At 72.2% G+C, this 21833-nt stretch carries 24 protein-coding genes and 1 pseudogene; 13 read left to right on the top strand and 12 right to left on the bottom strand.

Annotation, left to right across the window (positions count from 1 at the left end; all coding sequences use genetic code 11):
• Window positions 1–296: 296 nt before the first annotated feature.
• From ABZS66_RS18150 to ABZS66_RS18140, 3 genes are all read left to right on the top strand, one after another.
• Window positions 297–632, top strand: coding sequence for an HTH domain-containing protein (locus ABZS66_RS18150; RefSeq protein ID WP_354758944.1), 336 nt, complete (start codon window positions 297–299; stop codon window positions 630–632).
• Between the two features lie 205 nt (window positions 633–837).
• A complete protein-coding gene (locus ABZS66_RS18145) occupies window positions 838–2514 on the top strand; it encodes a M4 family metallopeptidase (protein ID WP_354758942.1) in 1677 nt (558 codons plus the stop codon).
• Window positions 2514–2897 (top strand): hypothetical protein, encoded by a 384-nt coding sequence (locus tag ABZS66_RS18140; RefSeq protein WP_354758940.1) that lies wholly within the window; start codon window positions 2514–2516, stop codon window positions 2895–2897. The genes ABZS66_RS18145 and ABZS66_RS18140 overlap by 1 nt, the downstream gene beginning before the upstream one ends.
• 832 nt (window positions 2898–3729) lie before the next feature.
• Here the strand turns inward: ABZS66_RS18140 and ABZS66_RS18135 are convergent.
• From ABZS66_RS18135 to ABZS66_RS18105, 7 genes and pseudogenes are all read right to left on the bottom strand, one after another.
• Window positions 3730–4794, bottom strand: a complete 1065-nt coding sequence (locus ABZS66_RS18135) for an ABC transporter permease (RefSeq protein WP_354758938.1) — start codon at window positions 4792–4794, stop codon at window positions 3730–3732.
• Complete coding sequence (locus ABZS66_RS18130; RefSeq protein WP_354758936.1) at window positions 4791–5684, bottom strand: ATP-binding cassette domain-containing protein; 894 nt, start codon at window positions 5682–5684, stop codon at window positions 4791–4793. The genes ABZS66_RS18135 and ABZS66_RS18130 overlap by 4 nt, the downstream gene beginning before the upstream one ends.
• Before the next feature lie 48 nt (window positions 5685–5732).
• Window positions 5733–6413 carry a response regulator transcription factor gene (locus ABZS66_RS18125; protein WP_354758934.1) on the bottom strand — a complete coding sequence of 227 codons (681 nt, stop codon included), beginning with the start codon at window positions 6411–6413 and terminating at the stop codon, window positions 5733–5735.
• Window positions 6410–7675, bottom strand: coding sequence for a sensor histidine kinase (locus ABZS66_RS18120; RefSeq protein ID WP_354758932.1), 1266 nt, complete (start codon window positions 7673–7675; stop codon window positions 6410–6412). Before ABZS66_RS18120 ends, ABZS66_RS18125 begins: the two co-directional genes overlap by 4 nt.
• Before the next feature lie 14 nt (window positions 7676–7689).
• A complete protein-coding gene (locus ABZS66_RS18115; RefSeq protein ID WP_354758930.1) occupies window positions 7690–10638 on the bottom strand; it encodes a bifunctional diguanylate cyclase/phosphodiesterase in 2949 nt (982 codons plus the stop codon).
• A gap of 142 nt (window positions 10639–10780) precedes the next feature.
• Window positions 10781–11284 carry a GNAT family N-acetyltransferase gene (locus tag ABZS66_RS18110; RefSeq protein WP_354758928.1) on the bottom strand — a complete coding sequence of 168 codons (504 nt, stop codon included), beginning with the start codon at window positions 11282–11284 and terminating at the stop codon, window positions 10781–10783.
• A 35-nt stretch (window positions 11285–11319) separates the two neighbouring features.
• Window positions 11320–11481: pseudogene (locus ABZS66_RS18105) on the bottom strand (transcriptional regulator); the annotation flags it as partial.
• Between the two features lie 69 nt (window positions 11482–11550).
• Between ABZS66_RS18105 and ABZS66_RS18100 the strand changes: the two are divergent.
• From ABZS66_RS18100 to ABZS66_RS18080, 5 genes are all read left to right on the top strand, one after another.
• Complete coding sequence (locus ABZS66_RS18100; protein WP_354758926.1) at window positions 11551–12189, top strand: DUF998 domain-containing protein; 639 nt, start codon at window positions 11551–11553, stop codon at window positions 12187–12189.
• 304 nt (window positions 12190–12493) lie between these two features.
• On the top strand, window positions 12494–13528 hold the full coding sequence (locus ABZS66_RS18095) for a hypothetical protein (protein ID WP_354758924.1): 1035 nt from the start codon (window positions 12494–12496) through the stop codon (window positions 13526–13528).
• Between the two features lie 52 nt (window positions 13529–13580).
• Window positions 13581–14420, top strand: a complete 840-nt coding sequence (locus ABZS66_RS18090; RefSeq protein WP_354758922.1) for an ABC transporter ATP-binding protein — start codon at window positions 13581–13583, stop codon at window positions 14418–14420.
• Window positions 14410–15135 (top strand): ABC transporter permease, encoded by a 726-nt coding sequence (locus ABZS66_RS18085; RefSeq protein WP_354758920.1) that lies wholly within the window; start codon window positions 14410–14412, stop codon window positions 15133–15135. The genes ABZS66_RS18090 and ABZS66_RS18085 overlap by 11 nt, the downstream gene beginning before the upstream one ends.
• The gene (locus ABZS66_RS18080) at window positions 15132–15692 is read left to right on the top strand and encodes a helix-turn-helix domain-containing protein (RefSeq protein ID WP_354758918.1); all 561 of its coding nucleotides are present in this window, start codon (window positions 15132–15134) and stop codon (window positions 15690–15692) included. Before ABZS66_RS18085 ends, ABZS66_RS18080 begins: the two co-directional genes overlap by 4 nt.
• Here ABZS66_RS18080 and ABZS66_RS18075 read toward each other — a convergent pair.
• Complete coding sequence (locus ABZS66_RS18075) at window positions 15669–16013, bottom strand: hypothetical protein (protein WP_354758916.1); 345 nt, start codon at window positions 16011–16013, stop codon at window positions 15669–15671. The genes ABZS66_RS18080 and ABZS66_RS18075 overlap by 24 nt on opposite strands.
• 57 nt (window positions 16014–16070) lie before the next feature.
• Between ABZS66_RS18075 and ABZS66_RS18070 the strand changes: the two genes are divergently transcribed.
• Together ABZS66_RS18070 and ABZS66_RS18065 are read left to right on the top strand one after the other, a co-directional pair.
• The gene (locus tag ABZS66_RS18070; RefSeq protein ID WP_354758914.1) at window positions 16071–16598 is read left to right on the top strand and encodes a GNAT family N-acetyltransferase; all 528 of its coding nucleotides are present in this window, start codon (window positions 16071–16073) and stop codon (window positions 16596–16598) included.
• A gap of 43 nt (window positions 16599–16641) precedes the next feature.
• Window positions 16642–17112 carry a hypothetical protein gene (locus ABZS66_RS18065; RefSeq protein WP_354758912.1) on the top strand — a complete coding sequence of 157 codons (471 nt, stop codon included), beginning with the start codon at window positions 16642–16644 and terminating at the stop codon, window positions 17110–17112.
• Between the two features lie 56 nt (window positions 17113–17168).
• Here the strand turns inward: ABZS66_RS18065 and ABZS66_RS18060 are convergent, their stop codons facing one another.
• On the bottom strand, window positions 17169–17438 hold the full coding sequence (locus tag ABZS66_RS18060; RefSeq protein ID WP_354758910.1) for a hypothetical protein: 270 nt from the start codon (window positions 17436–17438) through the stop codon (window positions 17169–17171).
• Between the two features lie 88 nt (window positions 17439–17526).
• Here ABZS66_RS18060 and ABZS66_RS18055 point away from each other — a divergent pair, with 88 nt between their 5' ends.
• From ABZS66_RS18055 to ABZS66_RS18045, 3 genes are all read left to right on the top strand, one after another.
• Window positions 17527–18420, top strand: a complete 894-nt coding sequence (locus ABZS66_RS18055) for a helix-turn-helix domain-containing GNAT family N-acetyltransferase (RefSeq protein ID WP_354758908.1) — start codon at window positions 17527–17529, stop codon at window positions 18418–18420.
• Window positions 18421–18489: 69 nt separating this feature from the next.
• Window positions 18490–19011, top strand: coding sequence for a SigE family RNA polymerase sigma factor (locus ABZS66_RS18050; RefSeq protein ID WP_354758906.1), 522 nt, complete (start codon window positions 18490–18492; stop codon window positions 19009–19011).
• A 14-nt stretch (window positions 19012–19025) separates the two neighbouring features.
• A complete protein-coding gene (locus ABZS66_RS18045) occupies window positions 19026–20075 on the top strand; it encodes a hypothetical protein (RefSeq protein ID WP_354758904.1) in 1050 nt (349 codons plus the stop codon).
• Between the two features lie 76 nt (window positions 20076–20151).
• On the opposite strand, the gene ABZS66_RS18040 is transcribed toward ABZS66_RS18045, so the two are convergent.
• From ABZS66_RS18040 to ABZS66_RS18030, 3 genes are read right to left on the bottom strand one after another with little or no spacing between them, the layout of a single operon-like run.
• A complete protein-coding gene (locus ABZS66_RS18040) occupies window positions 20152–20457 on the bottom strand; it encodes a hypothetical protein (protein ID WP_354758902.1) in 306 nt (101 codons plus the stop codon).
• 53 nt (window positions 20458–20510) lie between these two features.
• Window positions 20511–21095 carry a hypothetical protein gene (locus tag ABZS66_RS18035; RefSeq protein ID WP_354758901.1) on the bottom strand — a complete coding sequence of 195 codons (585 nt, stop codon included), beginning with the start codon at window positions 21093–21095 and terminating at the stop codon, window positions 20511–20513.
• A gap of 10 nt (window positions 21096–21105) precedes the next feature.
• Window positions 21106–21813: a DUF899 domain-containing protein gene (locus ABZS66_RS18030; RefSeq protein WP_354758899.1), complete on the bottom strand. Its 708-nt coding sequence runs from the start codon at window positions 21811–21813 to the stop codon at window positions 21106–21108.
• Between the last annotated feature and the right edge of the window lie 20 nt (window positions 21814–21833).

Here is a 21833-nt window from a genome sequence, read left to right as displayed (position 1 = left end):
GCTGATCAACGTTTGGTCAAGATTTGTCAATACGTCAAGGGCGTGGTCGCGGGTGGCGGGCCGGAGTGTCAAGGTTTGACGAAAGCGTCACATGAATTTCACCCATCGAACAGTTTCAAACAGCTTCGTAGGTGATCGTTGACAGTTAGCGTCCGAAAATGTTTGCTACCACTCATGGATCCGCCGCCACGGCTCCGCGAACAGGCAGGGCGACTGCCGGTTGACTGTCCCGGAGGCATCGACGTACAACTTTGAGAGCGCTTTCTGTAAAGTAAGCTAAACATTTGCGAGGGGCCATGAAGCAGCGCCACGCCCGCCACGTCGGCATCCTGCTCCAGTTGCGCTCGCGCCCGTGGGTCTCGGCCGCGGCGCTGTCCTACCGGTTCGGCGTGGACGTCCGGACCATCTACCTCGACATCGACCTGCTGTCCGCGGCGGGCCTGCCGATCGAGCCGGTCCCGGGCCGCGCCGGCGCCTACCGCCTGCGGTCGGCGACCCCGCCGGCTCTCGAGGAGCCGCTGGACCTGGACCACTACCTCTCGGGCGCCCGCAGCCGCGAACAGCTCCGCCGGCTCGGCCAGCGCGCGTACGCCTGCCAGCAGCGCTCCCGCCTCCGCCGGCTGTCCGGCTGACGCTCCCCGTCTCCTCGGGTACCCGCCCTCGGGTTCACGGTCGTGGGGAACGCCCGGCATTCGGGCTGCCGGATGTTCCCCACGACCGTGGAGTGTCCCGAGCGTCCGGAATCGGTGTCGGGTCGGCGACTTCGGTCTCCCGGGTTCGTGCCATCCGGCCGGACGGCTGAACCGAACGGCCCGCCGGCGCGTTGGGATGGCGCGCATGTCAACCGCTCGCCGTGTCCTTGCAACCCTCGCGGTCTCGGCTGTCGCCCTGGCCGGTTGCACCGACAACACCGATAAGTCCGCAACAACCGATAAAACCGACAGCACCGCCGAAGCGCAGGCGGCCGCCAGCGACGAGCCGGAGGCCGACCCCAGCGACCCGCCGGAGGAGGAGCCCCCGGCGGCCGCACCCGTGCGCAAGGCCCTCGACACGCACCGCAGCGACGTGAAGGCCGCGCCCGACGACGCGTTCGGCTTCTACAGCTTCCGGCCCGACACCAACGGCGGGAAGCACGTGCGCTACACCCGCACCTACCACGGCCTCCCGGTGTACGGCGGGGACGTCATCGTCCACACCGACGCCGCCGGCGCGTACAAGGGCGTCTCGAACAGCCTCATCAAGCCCCTCGACGTGAACACCGTCCCCAAGGTGTCCTCGTCGGACGCGCTCAACGGGGCCAAGGCGCGATTCGGCGGTACCGTAGCCTCCACCGGCGGCTCGCGACTGCTCATCGACGCGTCCAGCGGCGTCGGCCGGCTCGCCTGGGAGCACACCGTCATCGGGATGGCCAAGGACGGCCAGACCCCGTCGCGCCTGCACGTCATCACCGACGCGCAGTCCGGCACGGTGCTCGGCTCGTGGGACGAGATCGAGACCGTGGCCGGCACCGGCAACAGCATGTACAGCGGGCAGGTCTCCGTCGAGGTGCAGAAGTTCGGCACGTCGTTCCGGCTGACCGATGCCGCGCACGGGCGCGGCACCACCTGCGACATGCAGCACCAGACGTCGGGCTCGTGCAAGGCGATGACCGACGCCGACAACGTGTGGGGCAACGGCAGCCCCGCCGACCCGCAGACGGCCGCCGTCGACGCGCACTACGGCGCCGCGAAGACGTACGAGTACTACGAGAAGACGTTCGGCCGGCGCGGCATCTTCAACAACGGCCGCGGCGTCCCGTCCCGGGTGCACTACGGCGACAGCTACGTCAACGCCTTCTGGGACGGCAAGCAGATGACCTACGGCGACGGCGCCGGCAACGCCCACCCGCTCACCGAGCTCGACATCGCGGCGCACGAGATGACGCACGGCGTCACCGAGAAGAGCGTGCCCGGCGACCTCACGTACGCCGCGGAGTCCGGCGGCCTGAACGAGGCCACCAGCGACATCTTCGGCACCATGGTCGAGTTCTACGCCGCGAGCCCGGCCGACCCGGCCGACTACGTCATGGCCGAGAAGATCGACATCAACGGCAACGGGACGCCGCTGCGGTACCTCTACGACCCGGCCCTGGACGGGGACTCGCACAGCTGCTGGTCGGCGGAGACGAAGAACGTCGACGTCCACTTCTCGTCCGGGGTGGCCAACCACTTCTTCTTCGACCTCGCCGAGGGCACCGGCAAGACCCCGTACGGCACGTCGCCGATCTGCGGCTCGGCGCCGGGCGTGAAGGGCATCGGCCGGGACAAGGCGGCGCAGATCTGGTACCGGGCGCTCGACGTGTACTTCACGTCGAACACCTCGTACGTCAACCCGGAGAACCCGGGCAACACCGCCCGCGCGTACACGCTCGCCGCGACCGCCGACCTCTACGGCAACTGCGGCGCCGAGTACAAGGCGGTGCAGGCGGCATGGACCGCGGTCAACGTGGCGGGCGCCGACGCGGCCTGCGCCTGATGAGCTACTTCTTCGAGCCGGAGGACCGGGTGCAGCCCGGCCACAGCGTGACTTCCTGGCAGATGCAGGAGCTGCGCCTGGCCCTGCTCGAGGCCGGCGCCGTCGCCGGCGACGGCCTCGAGCGGATCTTCGGCAACGACCGCTTCGCCCCGGGACCGGAGACGGTCCCGGTGGCGATGTTCAGCTCGAACGACGGCTGGCGCATCTCGCCGCAACGGTGCGCGTTCATCGCCAGCCGCCTGCACGCGGCTTTGGACGCCGGCCTGATCGGCGACATGGCCCTGTTCTACGAGGACCAGTCCGCGCAGCTCGCGACCTGGGTCAAGGAGTTCGCCACGTTCAACGAACGCGCGACCGCCTGGGGCGGCTACCGCGTCCGCTGACGAGCTTCGCCGGCCCATGATCGTGGGAAGCATCTGGCTGCCATGGCAACCAGCTGTTTCCCACGATCATGGGCCGGCTCAGCGCACGCGGCTCTCGCGCGGCAACTCCCAAGATCGATGGAGACTCCTGGCTGTCATGGCAACCAGAAGTCTCCATCGATCTTGAGCCCGCCGGCCGCGGCCCCCGCCCGACCTTGACCACGGGCCGCTTTTTTGGCGACATTTCCGAAAAATCGGTCACAGCCGTTGGGTGGACGGTAGGCGCAACCGCAGAAGAACCGTGGGGGCGAGCGCGGCGGGTCATGGCCATCGAGTGCTGTGAGTCGTGGGGGCGTGCAGCGGATCCGCGGACGGCGAACGTGGCGGCCCGTAAGGTTCGAGCGCGGCTGGTCTGTCGGGTGTGCGCTCCAAAGCGGCGGAATGCGCAGTTCCGTCCCGATCATTCGGCCGAGCGAATTGAGCGGGCCTGTCGAACGGCGTGGGTGGAGCGCGCCCAGCGGCCCGTGAGCGGCGAGCGTGGCTGGTCTGTCGCGCGTGCGTTCCAGTGCGGCCGAATGCGCAGTTCCGTCCCGATCATTCGGCCGGGCTGGCGGAGCGGGCCCGTCGAACGGGGCGGGTGGGGCGGACTCGCAGGACAGGGCGGATGGCGCGGCCCGCCGGACAGGGCGGGCGGATCGGGCCTGCCGGACCGCCAGGTGACGCGGCCCAGCCGGACCCGTCCCGCGCCGCCACGCGGCCCAGTCCGCGCCGCCACGCGGCGTGGCCGGGTCCGCGACGCCACGCGGGCCCCGGGCGGAGTGGCCGGGGGCCGCGTTGGCGTGCGGGCTACGGGCTAGAGGTGCTGGAGTTCGCGGTCGCGCCAGGCCGTTGCCCACGACACGCGGCCGTTGGTGCGCAGCAGGCCGCCCTCGTAGAGGCGGGCGCCCACCACCAGGGCGGCCACCGCGGTCACGGCCAGGATCGCCAGCGACACGAACGGCTCCCAGGGCGCGACGTCGCCGTCGAACAGGCGGGCCGGCATCGCCGTGGGGGAGGAGAACGGGACGTACGACATCACGGTCATCACCGTCTCGTTGTCCTGGAGGAAGGCCACCAGGAAGAACGGTGCCATCACCAGCAGCTGCAGCGGGGTCGAGGCGCCGTTGATGTCCTCCTGGCGGTTGACGAGCGCGCCCACCGCGGCCCACAGCGCCGCCAGCATCACGAAGCCGAAGACGAAGAACGGCACGAACCAGGTCATCGCCGGGGCCAGCAGCGGCAGCAGGCCACCGCCGCCGTCGGTCAGCTGTGCGCCCGCGACCGTGACGAAGGCGATGAGCGCGACCTGGGCCAGCGCCAGCACGCCGCCGGCGAGGACCTTGCCGGCCAGCAGGGCGCGCACCGGCACCGCGGCCACCAGGATCTCGACCATGCGCGTCTGCTTCTCCTCGGTCACGCTCTGGGCGATCTGCAGCCCGAACATCAGCGAGGTGAAGAAGAAGACGAGCGCGAACGCGAACGGCACGAGGAACGCCGCGACGGGGTCGACGGCATCCGGGTTCAGCAGCCGCACCTCGGGCGCCTCCGACAGGGCGCGCACCACGTCGTTGGGCGCCTCGTCCTGGGCGACCACGACGGGACCGGGCAGCACGGCCGCCTCGACGTCGCCGTCGCGGACGAGCTGCTCGGGGTCGGCGGCGACGCGGACCTTGAGGTCGGCGTCGCGCAGCTTCGCCTCGGTGGGGTCGCCGGACGCGACCGCGACGCTGGACGCGCTGCTGCCGATGAGCGCCGGCACGACCGTGCCGAGCATCGCGAACAGCAGGAAGAAGATGGTGCTGAACAGGAACGTCTTGTCGCGCAGCTTGACCCGCAGCTCGCGGGTCGCGACGAGGCGGATCGCGGCGGCGGTGCTCATCGGGTGACCTCCCGGAAGATCTCGGCCAGGGACGGGGTGACGGGGCCGAACGACCGGACCGCGCCGCGGGCCAGGGCCGCGCGCAGCACCTCCTGGTCGTCGGCGCCGGTGGCGAGGTCGAACACGGCCCGGGCGCCGTCGAGGTCGACGATCGACACGCCGGGCTGGTCGCGCAGCCAGCCGGCGTCGCCGTCGACCCGCAGCATGTAGCGCGGCAGGGCGTGTGCCTCGCGCAGCTCGTCGCGGCCGCCGGCCGCGCGGATCGTGCCGTCGGCGATGATGACCAGGTCGTCGCAGAGCCGCTCGACCACGTCGAGCTGGTGGCTGGAGAACAGCACCGGCACCCCGCGGGCGGTGCGCTCGCGCAGCACGGCCACGACGGTGTCGACGGCGAGCGGGTCGAGCCCGGAGAACGGCTCGTCGAGCACCAGCACCTCGGGGTCGTGCACGAGGGCGGCGGCGATCTGGGCCCGCTGCTGGTTGCCCAGCGACAGCTGCTCCAGCGGGTCGTCGGCGCGGCCGCCGAGGCTCAGCCACTCCAGCAGCTCGTCGGCGTTGCGCCGGACGGCCGCCGCGGTCAGGCCGTGCAGGCGGCCCAGGTAGACGAGCTGCTCCCGGACGCCCATCTTGGGATACAGCCCGCGTTCCTCGGGCATGTAGCCGAAGCCCCGCCGGTCGTCGCGGGTGAGCGGCGACCCCTGCCAGGTCACCGTGCCGGCGTCGGGGGCCAGCACGCCCAGGATGATGCGCATGGTCGTGGTCTTGCCGGCGCCGTTGGCACCGACGAAGCCCGTCATCCGGCCCGCGGCGACGTCGAACGTGACGTCGCGCAGCACCTGCCGGTCGCCGAACCGCCGGCTGATCGCTTCGAGGTGAAGCACCTTGGTCATACCGGAAACGGTAGGGATCGACCGGCTCCGCCGCGTCCGGCGCGCGAGCTATCTTCCGGGTCCCTCGCGTGGGGGACCCGGCGTCACCACCCCGTGCTGGTACGCGAACACCACCGCCTGGGTGCGGTCGCGCAGGCTCAGCTTGGTCAGCACCCGGCTGACGTGCGTCTTCACCGTCGCCTCGCCCAGGTGCAGCGCGGCGGCGATCTCCGCGTTGGTCGATCCGCCGGCCAGCGCCACGAGGACCTCGTGCTCGCGCGGGGTCAGCTCGGCCAGCCGCTCGCCGCGGGCCCGGGCGGCCGCACCGCCGGGCCGGGCGAACGTCGCGATGACCCGCCGGGTCAGCTCCGGCGCGAGCAGTGCGTCGCCGCGGGCGAGCACCCGCACGGCGTCGATGAGCGCCTCCGGGGTGCCGTTCTTCAGCAGGAAGCCGCTGGCCCCGGCCTCCAGGGCGGCGAACAGGTAGTCGTCGCGGTCGAACGTGGTGAGGATGAGCACGGCCGGCCGGTCGCCGGCCGCGGTGATCTGCCGGGTGGCCTCCAGTCCGTCGAGGCCGGGCATCTCGACGTCCATGAGCACGACGTCGGGCGCGGTCCCGGCGGCCAGCGCGACCGCCTGGAGGCCGTCGGCCGCCTCGCCGACCACCTCGAGGTCGTCCTCCGTCTCGAGGATGACCCGGAACCCCGTGCGGACGAGGTGGTGGTCGTCCGCCAGCAGGATCCTGATCATGCCTCGACCGCCGTGCGCTGGAGGGGGAAGCGGGCGCGGACGCGGTAGCCGCCGCCCGTGCGGCCGCCGGCTTCGAGGACGCCGTCGTGGGCGGCGACCCGCTCGCGCATGCCGATGAGGCCGAGGCCGCCCGCGCCGGCGCCGGTCGACCCGTGCCCGTTGTCGGCCACGTCGACCTCCAGTTCGTCGGCGAGGTACCGGATCCGCACGTCGATCGTCGTCGCGCCGGCGTGCTTGATGGTGTTCGTGACCGCCTCCTGGACGATGCGGTACGCGGCCTGGGACAGCGAGTCCGGCAGCTCGGCCCGGTCGCCGAAGACGCCGGCGGTGGCGGTGAGCCCCGCCTCGCGGGCGCTGGCGACGAGGTCGTCGACGCGGTCGAGGCCGGCCCCGGCGGTCTGGCGGTCGGGGCCGTCGCCGTGGCGCAGCAGGCTGAGCATGCGGCGCAGCTCGTCGACGGCGGTCCGGGCGCTCTGCTCGACCGACGACAGGGCGGTCTTCGCCTTGCCGGGGTCGCGGTCGAGGACCCGCCGCGCCGCGGAGGCCTGCACGCCCATCACCGATACGTGGTGGGCGACCACGTCGTGCAGCTCGCGGGCGATGCGCACCCGCTCGCCCATGACGGCCCGCTCGCGCGCCTCGGCCTGGGAGGCGCGCAGCTGGTCGGCCTGGACCTCCAGCTGGTGCTGGCGGCGGGCGGCGATCCAGGCGATCTCGCCGAAGAAGTACGAGAAGGCGAAGACGAGCAGGTTGATGAGCACGCCGTTGAGCGCGATCGCGGCGATCGGGGAGAACGGCCCGGCGGCGTCGTCGAAGTCGGCGGCGGTGACGGCCGGCAGCTCCATGAGGTAGAAGATGCCGAGCCAGACGAACATGGCGGCGATGATGCCGGCGCGGATCCACTTCGCCCGGCGGTGGTCGGGTCCCCACGCGCCGAGCGTGTACATGGAGCAGAACAGCGCGCCGCTGGCCAGCTGCTGTTCGGGCACGTGGCGGACCTGCGCGACGATGAACGCGGTCGACACCACGATCGCCACCGCGTCGGGCCACCGGCGCCGCCAGGCGATCGGGAGCGTGACGAGCAGCGTCCAGACGATCTGCTCGGGGACCGACGACGCGCCGCCCGCGTAGAGCCCGACACTGCGGGCGAGCGACAGGTTGAGCAGGGCGAACGCGGCGAAGACGACGCCGACGACGAGGTCGTTGCGCTGCTGTCTCGGGGTGGGGCCGGGGCGCTGCCAGTCGTCGAGTTCGCCGTTCATGCCAGCGACGATACTCAAACCACCCCGGCCCGCTCCTCGGTGAGCCAGGCGAGCGCGGCTGCCTCCGGCAGCGGCTCGGCGTAGAGGTACCCCTGGCCGAACCGGCACCCGGCGTCGCGCAGGAGCCCGTTGTCCGCCGCCGTCTCGATGCCCTCGGCGACCACGCTCATCTGGAGCGTCGCGGCGAGCTGGATGATGCCCCGCACCAGGTCGAGCTGCTTCGCCGAGACCGCGATGGTGTCGACGAACGACTTGTCCAGCTTGAGCGAGTCGACCGGCACCCGGTGCAGGTACGACAGCGACGAGTAGCCGGTGCCGAAGTCGTCGATCGAGATGCGCACGCCGGCCGTGCGCAGGCGGGAGATGTCGGCGCGGATCTCGTCGTCGTCGCCGAGCAGCAGGCTCTCGGTGATCTCCAGCACCAGGTGGTCGGCCGGCAGCCGGTGCCGGGTCAGCGTGTCGAGGACCAGGTCGACGAAGCCGGCGCTGCGGAACTGGCGGACCGACACGTTGACGCTGACGTACGGCGGGGCGTCCGGGAAGCGGGCCAGCCAGCGGGCGGCGGTCGCCACCGAGGACTCCAGCACCCACGCGCCGAGCCGCACGATGAGGCCGGTCTCCTCGGCCAGCTCGATGAACTGGACCGGCGGGATCGTCCCGCGGACCGGGTGCTGCCAGCGGACGAGGGCCTCGAACCCGCGGGTGCGCTCCGGGCCGAGCTCCACGATCGGCTGGAAGTGCAGCACGAACTCGCCGTTGTCGATCGCCGGGCCGAGCGCCGTGCGCAGCTGCATGCGCGAGGCGACCTGGGCGTGCAGCTCCTCCTCGTACCGCCGGGACCGCCCCTTGCCCTCCCGCTTGGCCGCGCCCAGCGCGATGTGCGCCTGCGCGAGCAGCGCCCCGCTCGCCGGCGACCGGTCGGCGGTGGCCAGCCCGATGCTCAGCGGCGCCCGGATCACGCTGCCGGCGATGAGGAACGGCTCCTCGAAGGAGTCCAGCAACTGATCCGTGAACTGCTCGGCGACGACGGAGGTGGCCTCGTACAGGACGCCGCCGAACTCGTCGGCGCCGAGCCGGGTCACCGTGCCCCGCCCGTCGAACAGCCGGCGCAGCCGCTCGGCGACCGCGACCAGCAGCCCGTCGCCGACCTCCTGGCCCATGCTGTCGTTGACCACGCTGAAGTCGTCGACGTTGATCACCAGCACGGCGTCCGGCGACTTCTGCGCCAGGTCCTGGAAGCGCAGCCGGTTGCCCAGCCCGGTGAGCGGGTCGAGGTACGCCCGGTCGAGCAGCTCCTGCTGCAGCCGCCGCTGCTCGGTGACGTCGCGCATGGTCAGGACGAGCCCGCCGACGGTGGGCTCGGAGCGCAGGTCGCGCACGGCGACCTCGGCGACGATGAGCGCGCCGTCGGCGCGGCGGACCCGCCAGGTCACCGCCTCCTCGCCGTGCACGGCGACCGGCTCGGTGTCGTCGGCCGGCTCGACCAGGTCGAGCAGGCTGGTGCCGGTGAGGTCGGGGTGGCCGAGCACGGGGCCGGCGGCCGGGCTGGCGTAGGTGATGCGGTTGTCGTCGTCGACGATGAGGATGACGTCGGTCGCGCCGAGGACGAGCGTGCGGAAGTACGCCTCGCTCTCCCGCTTGTTGATCTCGCGGTTGAGCGTGATGTGGTCGAGCATGCTGGCGGCCTGCCCGGCGAGCACCGGCAGCGCCTCCTGGAGCGCCACCACCACCGGTTCGGCGGCGGCGACGAACAGCTCGCCGACCTCGCGGTCGCCGACCGACAGCGGACAGCACAGCGCGAGCTCGAACCCGCGCAGCCCGGAGGCCACGTCGGCGGGCAGGTCGTGGACGTACGCGATGCCCATCGGCCGGTCGCCGGCCGGGCCGGGCCCGTACAGCGCGAGCACCACGAGGTGTGGCGTGCCAGGTGCCAGCAGCCGTTGTACCGCACCGTGCACGACCGTGCGCACCTGCGCCTCGTCGGTCGCCGCGAGCAGCTCCTCGCAGGCCAGCCGCAGCTCCCGCTCGCGGGTCATGGTGCGCCGCAGCCCGGTGACGACCGTCGACATCCGCCACATCGCGAGCACGACGAGCAGCCCGGAGACGACCGAGATGACCACGCCGTCGGCGACCGGGCCGCGGACCGCCTGCACGAAGAGCACGGTCGGCGCGATGAGCGACGCGACCCCGAGCACGGCCCGGCGGGCGTGGACCTCGTCGCGGCGCAGCACCCGCGGCTCGGTGAGCCGGCGCATCGACGGGTGCAGCGCGGCCGCGCCGCCGGCGACGTAGAACACCAGCCACAGCAGGTCGACCGGGGTGCCGATCTCCCACTGGCCGTTGAGCCGGATGAGCCCGTAGAGGACGTCGGCGGTGAGCAGGCTGCCGACCGAGACGACCAGCAGGCTCACCGCCCAGCTGCGCCGGACGTTGATCGCCATCCGGGCCAGGATCGCCAGGGTCAGCACGTCCACCAGCGGGTAGGCGACCGACACGGCCTTCTCGACCGCGCTGAGGCTTTCGCTCTGGAGGTTCGGGTTGATGAGGAACACCCAGGACAGGAACCCGGCGCCGGCCGTGAGGATGAGCGCGTCGATGGCGTTGGCCCGGTCGCGCACGGCGGCGCCGGAACGGGTCAGCCCCCACAGGCCGGCGAGCAGCAGCGGGGAGGAGACGCCGAGGTACAGCAGGTCGGCGATCGACGGGAACTCGGGCTGGTCGAGCACCTCGGCCAGCACGAACGACAGCAGGGTGCCGGCCGCGAACGTGATGAAGTTGGCCGCGAGCAGCCGCCAGGGCCAGGACCGGCGGGGCCGGTTGCGCCGGATGCCGGCGAAGATGGCCACGGCGTTGGACACCACGACCAGCGCCCACGCGGCCAGGCCGATCGCGGGCACCAGGAAGTACAGCGTGAGCAGCGCAAGCGACCACGCACCGTACACATACAGTGCTCGCCGGGTCATCACGCTCCTTCCGCCCGATAGGGATATCGGTCAGACGTAAGGCGTTCTTAGGGGTCTGATACCGTGCGGTGAGCGCATGTTCGCGGGGCGTAATCCTTGTCGTGCGGCACTTTCGGTGTCGCAGCGTACGCTGTCCGCGCTCCTAGTCGTGTTGCGGAATGGTCAACCGCCAGTGGTTGCACCGGATCGGCACGCCCTCGTAGTCCATGTCGCACTCGCCGAGCAGCTCGAACCCGAGCCGGCGCACGATGCCGTTCGACGGTCCGTTCGACACCTCGGCGAAGCCGTGGATCTCGCTGAACCGGCCCTCGAGCCGGCCCCGCTCGACCAGCATCCGGAACGCGTCGGCGGCGATGCCCTGCGCCTGGAACTCGGGGAAGAGCATCGAGCCGACCTCGTGGACGTGCCCACCCTCCCACGGCGTGCGGAAGATGGCGATGATGCCGGCCGGGCGTGGCGCGCCGGTGACGTGGATCGTGAAGTACCAGTCGCCGCGCGCGACGGCGGCCATCCGCCGCTCGTGGATGCGCCCGGCCTCCGCGGCCCCGACGGCGCCGCCGAGCCGGCTCTTGACCTGCGGGTCGGCCTCCAGTGCGGCGGTGAGCGGCAGGTCGCCCGCGCCGTACGGCCGCAGCTCGATCGTCACTGGAACACCACGAGCCGCTGCCCGTCGACGGCGGTCTCGAGGCGGATGTAGTAGTCGACGCTCACGCCGGCGACCGCCGCGAGCTCCTCTCGCCGCAGGCCGGGCGTCTGCCGGCGACCGCCGCCGGCGGCCAGCCCGACGTCGGCCGGGCGCACCCGGCCCCGCCGGCTGCGCAGGAACTCCCCGAGCGCGTTCACGTGATCAGTTTGCCATGGATATCGTCAACCAAGGTTGACGCTCGATCGGCCGTCAACTACGGTTGACACATGACCGCGACGCTCACCGCGATCCGGGCCGCGACGCCCGACCGGCCGCCCTCCCGCCTCCTCTACGCCGGTCTGCTGGCCGGCCCGCTGTTCGTCGGCGCGTTCCTGGTCGAGGGCGCGCTCCGCGACGGCTACGACCCGATGCGGCACCCGGTCAGCTCCCTCGCGCTGGGCCCGTCCGGCTGGGTGCAGGTCGTCAACTTCGTCGTCGCCGGCCTGCTCACGCTGCTGTTCGCGGCCGGACTGCGGGGCCGCCGGCTCGTGGCGATCCTGGTCGCCGTCTGGGGCGTCGGCCTCATCGGCGCCGGCGCGTTCGTCACCGATCCCGTCAGCGGCTACCCGGCCGGCACGCCGGCCGTCGCCGATCCGGCGACCTGGCACGGCATCGTCCACGACCTGGCCTTCTCGCTGCCGGCCTTCCTCGCCCTGACCGTGGCGATGTTCGCCGACGTCCGCCGCTCGCGCTGGTCGGCCCTGTCCGGCGTGGCGTTCCTCGCCCTGTTCGTGCTCTCCTCGGCCGGCTTCGCCCAGGCCGCGCCGTTCGTGGGCGTGGCCGGCCTGCTCCAGCGGCTCGCCATCGTGGTCGGCTGGCTGTGGATCGCGGTGCTGGCCCGCCGTCAACTGCGGGGGAGGCCCTGACGGGGCCTCCCCCGCCGGGCGCCGCGGGCCGCGAGGCTGGTCCGCATGACCGACGTTCTGATCATCGGCGGCAGCTCCGGTGGGGAACGAGTTCATGAGCGGCACGGTCGTCCATGTCGACGGCGGTCACCGCCTGGTGTGACGACGCCGACCGGCGGCGGCGACTGAAGTATCTCGATGTTTCGGGGCGCGGGGATTGGAGAGCTAGCGTTCGCCCGCGCGGGGGTGGGTCGCGGCATGAGCGGACGCGCGACCCGGCGCCGGCGGGCGTCCGAACCGCCTCCCGCACCCGAAAGGGACCAGTATGTCCGCTCACGACCGGCGACAGGGCATGGCCGCGATGATCGCTGTGCCGCTCGTGCTCGGCGTGGTGCTCGTCGTCGCGCTCGCGCAGTACGTCCGGCAGACGGGCGAGCACCGCGGCGACCCGGCGCCGCAGGCGACGCCCACCGCCGCCCCCGAGCCGGCCCGGCGCGTGTTCAGCCCGGACGCGGGCGCGGCGCTGCCCACCAACCGGATCGTCGCCTTCTACGCCGTGCCCGGCGCCGCCGCCACCGGCCCGGCGTACGAGCTCAGCGCCGGCATGCTGGCCCGGCTGCGCAACCAGGCCGCGGAGTACCAGCGGCTCGACCCCACGCATCCGGTGGTCGCCGGCATCGACCTGGTGGTCAGCATCCCCGACCGCTACGCCGGCCCCGACGGCGACTACAGCCACCACGTGGACGCGGCCACGATCGACCGGTACGTCGAGTTCTGCCGGGCCCACGACCTGGTGCTGTTCCTGGACCTGAACTTCGGGCAGGCCGACCCGATGACCGAGCTCAACTTCTTCCGGCCGTACCTCAAGCTGCCGTTCGTGCACGTCGCGGTCGACCCGGAGTGGATGTTCCCGCGCCGCAACGGCATCCCCGGCAAGAACCTGTCGAACGTGCGCGCGGCCGACCTCAACCCGCTCATCGAGGCCGTCGCCGCGATGCCGGAGGAGTACCAGGTGCCGCGCAAGATGTTCCTCATCCACCAGTACCGGCCGGACGGAGACGACCTCGCCGACCCGTACAACCCGGGCAAGGCGCTCATCGCCGACAAACGGAACCTGCGCAACGACACCCGCGTCGACGTGATCGTCCACGTCGACTCCGTCGGCGGCTGGCCGGGCGACATCGAGCTGAAGACCCAGCAGTACAACCTCTGGGTCGCGCAGGGCATGCAGCGGCACCAGAACTTCCGGTACGGCGGATTCAAGATCTTCTACGAGCTGGAGTCGAAGCACAAGCTCATGACGCCCGAGCAGGTGATGGCCCTCCAGCCGCAGCCGATGGTGATCACGTACGGCAACTGAGGTGTTGACGCATGAGTTTACACTCTTGCGTATACACATTTGGAGGCCGCTCGTGATCGAAGTGGAAGGGCTCGTCAAGCGGTACGGGAAACGCACGGCACTGGACGGCGTCGATCTGCGGGCCGCGCCCGGCGAGGTGCTCGCCGTGCTCGGCCCGAACGGCGCCGGCAAGACGTCACTCGTGGAGATCCTGGAGGGGTACCGGCCCCGTGACGATGGCCGCGTGCGGGTGCTCGGCACCGACCCGGCGCGGCCGACGCGCGCCTGGCGCGGCCGGATCGGCGTGCTGCCGCAGTCGACGAGCGTCGATCCGCAGCTGACGGTGGGGGAGGCGGTCGGCCTCTTCTCCCGGCTGTACCGCAACCCGTGGCCCCCCGGCGACCTGCTGGACCGGCTCGGGCTCGCCGACGCCGTGCACCGCCGGGCGGGCGTGCTCTCCGGCGGCCGGCAGCGCCGCCTCGACCTGGCCCTCGCGCTCGTCGGCCGGCCCGAGGTGCTGTTCCTCGACGAGCCGACGACCGGCTTCGATCCCGAGGCGCGCCGCGACACCTGGCGGGTGGTGCGCGAGGTCGCCGCCGGCGGCTGCACCGTGCTGCTCACCACGCACTACCTGGAGGAGGCGGCCGAGCTCGCCGACCGGGTCGTCGTCGTGGTCGGCGGGAAGATCGTCGCCGACGGCGACCCGGCGACGCTCGGCGGCCACCTCGACGCGTCGACGACGATCCGCTACCGCCGGCCGTCCGGCGAGCCGGCGGTGATCCGCACCCGCACGCCGTCGGCGGCGCTGCTCGCGGTGCTGCGGGAGGGCGAGGAGCTCGGCGAGCTCAGCGTCACCCGGCCGACGCTCGAGGACGCCTACCTTGCGCTGGTGGGGAGCCGTCATGCTGCGTGAGCTCTGCCTGTACCAGATCCGTCTCTATCTGCGCAGCCCGCGCGCCCTCGTCGCGTCGGCCGTCACCCCGCCGCTGCTCATGGTCATGCTGGCGGCGATCAGCGACCACCGGGCCGAGCCCGGCTACCACGCGCGGCTCGTCGCGGCGATGGCGACGCTGGGGATCGCCTCGACCTGCTACACGACGTTCGCCGCGTCGCTGGTCGCGAGCCGCGACGCGGGCGTCCTCAAGCGGCTGCGGGCGACCCCGCTGCCGCTCTGGCAGCACATCGCCGGCCGGGTGGCCGCCACGACGGTGGTCGCACTGGCCCAGACCCTGCTGCTGGCCGTCCTGGGCTGGCTGCTGTACCGCGACTGGCCGCCGATGCTGCCGTCGGCGGTGTTCGGCGCGGTCACCGTGAGCCTGATCGGTGTCGCCGTCGCGCAGGTCGTGCCCCGCGGCGACGCCGCCGCAACGCTCCTGTCCACGACCCTCCTGCCGGTCGTGCTCGTCTCCGGCGTCTTCTTCCCGGCGTCCGAGCTGCCCGGCTGGGTCGGCGTCGTGTCGGAGGCGTCGCCGCTCACCCACGTCGGCGCCCTGCTGAACGCCTTCTCGTGGGTGGACCTGGCGTGGCTGCTCGGCTGGTCCTGCGCCGCCCTCGCCTTCGCCCTGTGGCGGTTCCGGGTGGAGCCCGAGCCGCCGCGCGCCACCGGACGGGTCAGACTGGCCGGGTGACACGCAAGCTCCTGAAACGCGACGAGCGGGTCGCCAGCGTCCTCGCGGCGGCGGCCCGCGCGTTCGCGGTCGGCGGCTTCGCGGCGACGTCCATGGAGGACATCGCGGCCGAGGCGGGCGTGACGAAGCTGATCGTGTACCGCCACTTCGACACCAAACAGGCCCTCTACGAGCGGGTCCTGGACGACACCCGCGAGCGCCTGGCCCAGGCCCTGCGCTTCCGCGAGCGGGACACCGACCCGGATATGATCGCGCAGCTGCTCGCCGCCGCCCGCGCCGAACCGGCGGCGTTCGCCCTACTGTTCCGCCACTCGGCCCGCGAGCCCCAGTTCGCCGGCTACGCGGCGGGATTCCGGGACCGGGTGCTCCAGATCGCGCTCCAGGCGCTTCCTCCCTCGGTACCGCCGGAGCTGCGCAGGTGGCTTGCCGCGTTGAGCTTCTCGATCGTGGTCGACGGCATCCTGCTCTGGCTGGAGTCGGGCACTGCTGACGGTGACGCCGCGGTCGCTGCCCACCTGCGCCGCGTCGCTGCCTCACTGGTTGAGCAGCACGGCTAGCGCGACGGCCTCCTCGGGGTCGGTGGTGAGCAGCTGGACGACCGGCCCGCGGCCGGGCTCGTCCCACCACACGACGTACTCGCCGTCCTGGCCGGTCCCCGCGATCCCGATCGCCGCCGGCTTGCGCGGGTCGCCGGGCCCGGTGCCGTCGTGGAACCAGATCGCGCTCATGCTCCAGATCGGCAGGAACCGCCGCAGCGCCGAACCGAAGGCCGCGCTCACGAGCGCGACGCAGATCGGCGGCGGCCACCGCCCCGGCTCGGCGGTGGCGTCGTAGCGCCGGGCCCGCTGGAGGATCTCGTCCCAGCCCACGTCGTCCATACTGGCCCTCGCTGCGATCTCTCGCTGCGATCTTGCTGCGATCGGAAGGGGAGTGGAGTGATCGAAGGACGGCTCGTCGGGCTGCGGCCCCTGGAGCCCGCCGAGTGGGAGGCGCTCTGGCGGTGGAACAGCGATCCCGAGGTCATGCGCTGGATGTTCGACGGCTACCAGCAGTCCCTGGCCCGGTATCTCGAGCGCGGCCGGGAACGCACCGCCAACACCTACGGCGACGTGCTCTTCGGCGTCGTCACCCGCGACGAGGACCGCCTCGTCGGCCTCGTGCGCCTCTCCGGTGCCGAGCCGGAGACGGGCCGTGCGGAGCTCGACGTGTACATCGGCGAGCGCGACTGCTGGGGCCGCGGCTACGCCACCGAGGCGACGCGGCTCGTGTGCGCCTACGGCTTCGACGCGATGCGGCTGCACTCGATCATGCTCTGGGTCGTCACCGAGAACGCCGCCGCCCGCCGGGTCTACGACAAGGTCGGCTTCCGCGAGGACGGCCGCCATCGCGAGTGCTTCCGCCGGGACGGCAAGTGGTACGACATGTACCTCATGAGCCTCCTCGAAGATGAGCTGTTGGCATGAACAGGCGAGTCGCGCCGCCGCCGGCCGGAGCACCCTCGATGGCATGTCCTACGCCTGGCAGCAGCCCTACCCGGTGCGCACGACCGCGCCGGTCTCCCTGCACGTCGTCGCGATCTTCCAGTACCTCGGCGGCCTGATCACGCTCGCGATCGGCGCGCTGCTCGCGCTCGCGGCGGTCGACGTGGTCCCGCGGTTCGAGTACGCGACCGGCAACGACACGTGGACGACCCGGCCGGCCCAGATCACCCCGATCGTGGCCGTGATCTGCGGTTCCTTCATCGTCGTCGGCCTCGTCGCGATCATGCTCGGGCGCAAGCTGCAGCGCGGCCGCAACTGGGCCCGCGTGCTGCTCACCGCCCTGAACCTGCTCAGCGTCGCCGGCGGTGTCTGGCAGGGGTACGCCAGTGGCCGCCCCTACGCCGAGACGCTGATCTCGATCGCGCTGCCGCTCGTCTTCGTCTTCCTCCTCAACACCCGGGCCGCCCGCTCGTGGTGCCGCTACCAGACCTACTGAGGCGCTCCTGGTCGCTTTGGTTGCGCTTCCGGCCGCGGTGGCCAGGGCCGGGCCGGTCAGGCGGGTGACGTGGCGTCGACCTTGCGGTAGAGCAGCCAGACGCCGCCCTCGATGAGGCGGTGGACCAGGTCCTCCGGGACCCGCTGGTGCGGACCCGGAGCGTAGTGCACGAACTCCACCCCCTCGCTGCGGCCGCCGGGCCACACGACCGTGGTCGGTGTGCGGGTGAACATCAGCCCGGCCGCGCTGAGGGTCTGGTCCACGGCGTCGATCCCGGCGCCCATGGTGACCAGGTGATAGGCGCAGCCACCCCGGTAAATCCTCATGGCTGGCGATTGAACTACAACTCGGCGCCCGTACCGATCGGCCGGAAGGAGGGTTCCGCGGCGGCAATGCCTGACTAAAGTCAGCTATGTGGACGCGAATCTTGTGGCATCGGTGCGGCGGTTCAACCGGACGGTGACTCAGCGGGTCGGGGCGCTCGACGATGAGTACATGGCCCGCGGCCGGCCGCTCGGCCAGGCCCGCCTGCTGTGGGAGATCGGGCCGGCGGGCGCCGAGGTCGCGGCGCTGCGCGGGCGGCTCGGGCTCGACTCGGGCTACCTGAGCCGGCTGCTGCGGTCGCTCGAGGCGGACGGGCTCATCACGATCGGCCCGGCGATCGGCCCGGCCGGCGGCGACGGCCGCGTGCGGGAGGCCCGGCTCACGGCCGCCGGCCGGGCCGAGTGGGCGGTGCTCGACGAGCGCTCCGACGACCTGGCCCGCTCGATCCTCACGCCGCTCAGCGACGGCCAGCGCGACCGCCTCACCGCGGCGATGCACGAGGTGGAGCGGCTTCTGCTGGCCAGCATGGTGGTCATCGAGGTCGTGCCGCCCGGCGATCCGCGGGCCCGGGCGTGCCTGCGCGCGTACGTGCGGGAGATCGCCCACCGCTTCGACGACGGCTTCGACCCGGCGCTGAGCACGCCCGCGGCCGACGAGGCGTTCACCGCGCCGGCGGGCGCGTTCCTGCTCGCCACGCTCGCCTCGGAGCCGGTCGGGTGCGGCGGCGTCAAGCTGCACCGCCACGGTCCGGCCGAGATCAAGCGCCTCTGGGTGGCCGAGGCGGTCCGCGGCATGGGCGTCGGCCGGCGCATCCTCGGCGAGTTGGAGCACCACGCCGCCGAGCGCGGGTACGCGGCGGTACGGCTCGACACGAACCGCAACCTGCACGAGGCCATCCGCATGTACCGCAGCTCCGGCTACCGCGAGATCCCGCAGTACAACGCGGAACGCTACGCCCACCACTGGTTCGAAAAAACCTTGTAGCCGCTGTCAACGCAGGGCCCTCGCCGGAGCCTCTGAGCGGTGACAGAGTCCGGCAGAGGAGACGAACGCGTGGTGAGCGTGATCCGGCAGGAGCCCGAGGCGGCCCCGGCGAGCTTCGAGGCCTATGTGGCGGCTCGGGGAGCAGCGCTGGTGCGCTTCGCGATCCTGCTCACGGGCGACGACCAGCGCGCCGAGGATCTGGTGCAGGACGCGCTCGCCAAGGCGTACCTGCGGTGGGGGCGCATCCGGCGCGCCGACAGTCCCGACGTCTACCTGCGGCGGCTGCTCGTCAACGCCGCCCGCTCCTGGTGGCGGCGCGGGGCCAACCGCGAGGTCCCGATCGAGCACGTCGTCGACCGGCCGGCACCCGGCGACCTCGGCGGCGAGGCCGCCGACCGCGACCAGCTCTGGCGCCTCATCGTCCGGCTGCCGCACCGGCAGCGGGCCGTCATCGTGCTGCGCTATTACGAGGACCTCGACGACGCCACGATCGCCGAGATCCTCGACTGCGAGCCGGTGACCGTCCGGACGCACGCGATGCGTGCGCTGCAGCGGCTGCGCGGACACCTCGACGCAGCAGGTGCATCGTGAAGGAGGGACGGCACATGACCGACCTGGAGACACGGCTCACGGCGACGCTCACCGCGCGGGCCGACCGGCCGGTGTCGACCGACGCCCTGGGCGCGGCGGCGGTCCGGCGCGCCCACATCGTCCGCCGCCGGCGCCGCGCGATCGGCGCCGCCGGGCTGGCGGCCGTGCTCGTCGCGCTCTTCGCCGTGGTGCGGCTGCCGGCACCCGGCGTCGGCGACAACGGCCTCCCGGTCGCCGCGGGCGGAGGCGAGGTCGGCACCGACCCGTCCGTCGTGCACTTCGCCCTCGACTACGGTGTGCTCGACAAGACGGTGGCGACCGAGTGGGTCTCGTCGTCGAAGGGCTACGAGAAGGCCACCGTATACGACGGCGAAAACCGCTGGTGGGTCACCTTCTACCTGGCCACGGACGAGGCCATCCTCGACCGCGCGGCGGGCGACGACCACGGCGCCGAGGAACCGTCCACGGTGAACGGTGAGCCGGCCCTCCTGCGCGAGGGCTTCTACGACAATGCCCGCGCCTTCGAGATCCGCTGGGAACCCCGCCCGGGCGTGCACGCCATGCTCCTGGCCAGCGTCAACACCGCCGACTTCGCCCTGCAGGTCGCCGAGTCGATCCGCCTCGACCGCGCCTTACGCTGCGTGATGCCGCTCCGCCTCACCGAGCTGCCACCCGGCTACCGCTGGGTCGAGTGCCAGACCCGCGTCCGCCGCACCCCCACCGCCGGCCAGCCCCGCTGGATCCACTCCGGCCTCACGGTCGAGCAACCGGGCGGCACTCCGGTCCTCATCTGGACCATCGAACGCCGCGCCGCCGACCCGAGCGTCCAGGCCGCGTTCCACCCCAACCGCACGGTCGCCGGCTGGCCCGCCGAGTGGCGGACGACTTCGCCGAGGGGCCTGTGGTTCACGACCTTCGGCCCGATGGAGCTCTTCGTCTGCGCCCTGAACCCCGAGGACGCCGACGCCCTCACCGAAGCCGAAGCCACGCGCCTGGCCACCCACCTGGAGGTCTCCCGGAACCTCGACGCCCCATCAACCTGGCCGACCCGCGCCGCCGGCTAGTGCGGCGCGGTGCGGTGGCCGCGCGGCGTGATATCGGTTCGGGGCGGTGGGACGGGCGCGGTGGCGGCGGGCCGCATTAGCTCGGCGGCTGTGGGGGGTGTCGTTGCTGGCGTGCTCGGGCGTACTCCTCGAACTTGCGCTCCAGGGCCGCTCGCCTGGCCGCGCTGTTCGAGCCGTCCAACTGCCCCTCGAACGTCCTGCGGGCCGACGTCACCAGGTCGTCGGTGACGTGTGGGTAGGCCCTGGCGATGGCCCACAACGCGTTCTCGGTTTCCATGTCCACGCCGCTGTGGGTGTAGATGCCGCCGCCGTTGCGCACCGAGGACAGGAGTTCCTCGAAGTTGGCGCGGAGTTCGTCGTCGTCCGGGTGGTTGAGGCGCATCGGGTGCTCCTGCGAAGTGGACAACTTTTTGTAGCGATGACTTTATAGCTGCCCTAGAGCTCGATGCGGGCCAGCCAGGGGTGGCCCGGGTGGACGCGGGTGATCGCCGCGTAGAGCCATGCGCGGCGGGCCGGGTCGAGGTGGGGCAGGGCGGTCGTGAAGTCGGCCTCGTCCTTCGGGCGGGTCGCCTTGGCCTTGAAGAGCAGGGCGAGCTCCGGCACCAGGTAGGGGACGCCGTCCGCGGTCCGGTGGATGATCTCCCGGTACGGGCGGCGGATCGACGCGTCGCGGCGGCAGATCCAGACGTCGCCCTCGTGCGGCTCGCGGAAGATGTCGAGGTGGAAGCGGCCGGTGGCCGGGTCGCTCACCCAGGTCTGGTGATGGGCCTCGAACGCCGGGCCGTCGGCCGGCCACAGCTCGCCGTCGCCGGCGACCTGGAAGTCGTAGGCGCTCAGCGCCGTGCGGAACTCGGGGAAGCCGCCCGCCGGGACGCCGATCTCGGTGTCCTCGTGCGGGCGGGTCTCCGCGCCGAGCCACAGGTCGAGGGCCCAGCCGCCCGCGACGTACCACGGCGACCGCACCCCGGCCAGCCGCCATGCCACCTCTTCGGGTGGCCAAGGATCCCAGTCCCACTCCACCCGGGGCACGTTAGCTGAAGTCGGGCACCGCGCCGTGCGGGTTTTCCACCCGGTCCTTCGGCTCCTCCCAGGCCTCCTGCCGGCCCAGGGCGGTCAGGTCGAGCAGGCCGTAGGCGCCGCCCATGTGGTCGGTGCCGCGGGCGTACGCCGAGTACGTGTGGAACACCGCGTCGCCCTCGCGCAGGAAGCAGCTCATTCCGGACAGCTCCGGCGTGTCGGCCATGAGCAGCGGCCGGTAGTTGTACACCGGCTCCTTCACGGCCGGGTCGAAGCTGACGTCGAAGTCGAAGTTGAACGACGTCCCGTGCGAGCTGTACCACGGGATCGCCCATCCGCGACCCAGCCCGTACCCGGCGAGCTTCTCGTAGGGCGCCCGCGACACGAGCGCGAACGTGGTCTCGCGGTTCGCGAGGTGCTCCAGGAGCGCGGGCGCGATCTCGTCCACGCCGGCCGTGCACGCCGGGCAGGCACCGTCCCACGACGGCGCGAACATCACGTGCTGGACGATCAGCTGCCGGCGCCCCTGGAACACGTCGGCGAGGGTGGCGTCACCGCCGGGCCCCCGCAGCCGGTACGGCGTGTCGATCCGCACCATCGGCAGGCGCCGCCGCTGCGCGTTGAGCGCGTCGATCCGCCGCGTGATGTCCTTCTCCTGGTCGAGCAGCGCGGTCCGGGCGGTGAGCCACTCCGCGCGTCCGACGATCTCGGGCAGTGCCATGTGTGACCTCCAGGGTGATG

Source organism: Dactylosporangium sp. NPDC005572 (assembly GCF_040605515.1).
Lineage (GTDB): Bacteria > Actinomycetota > Actinomycetes > Mycobacteriales > Micromonosporaceae > Dactylosporangium.
Note: the sequence above shows the minus strand (reverse complement) of the source record. Positions and strands in the feature narration are given on the sequence as shown.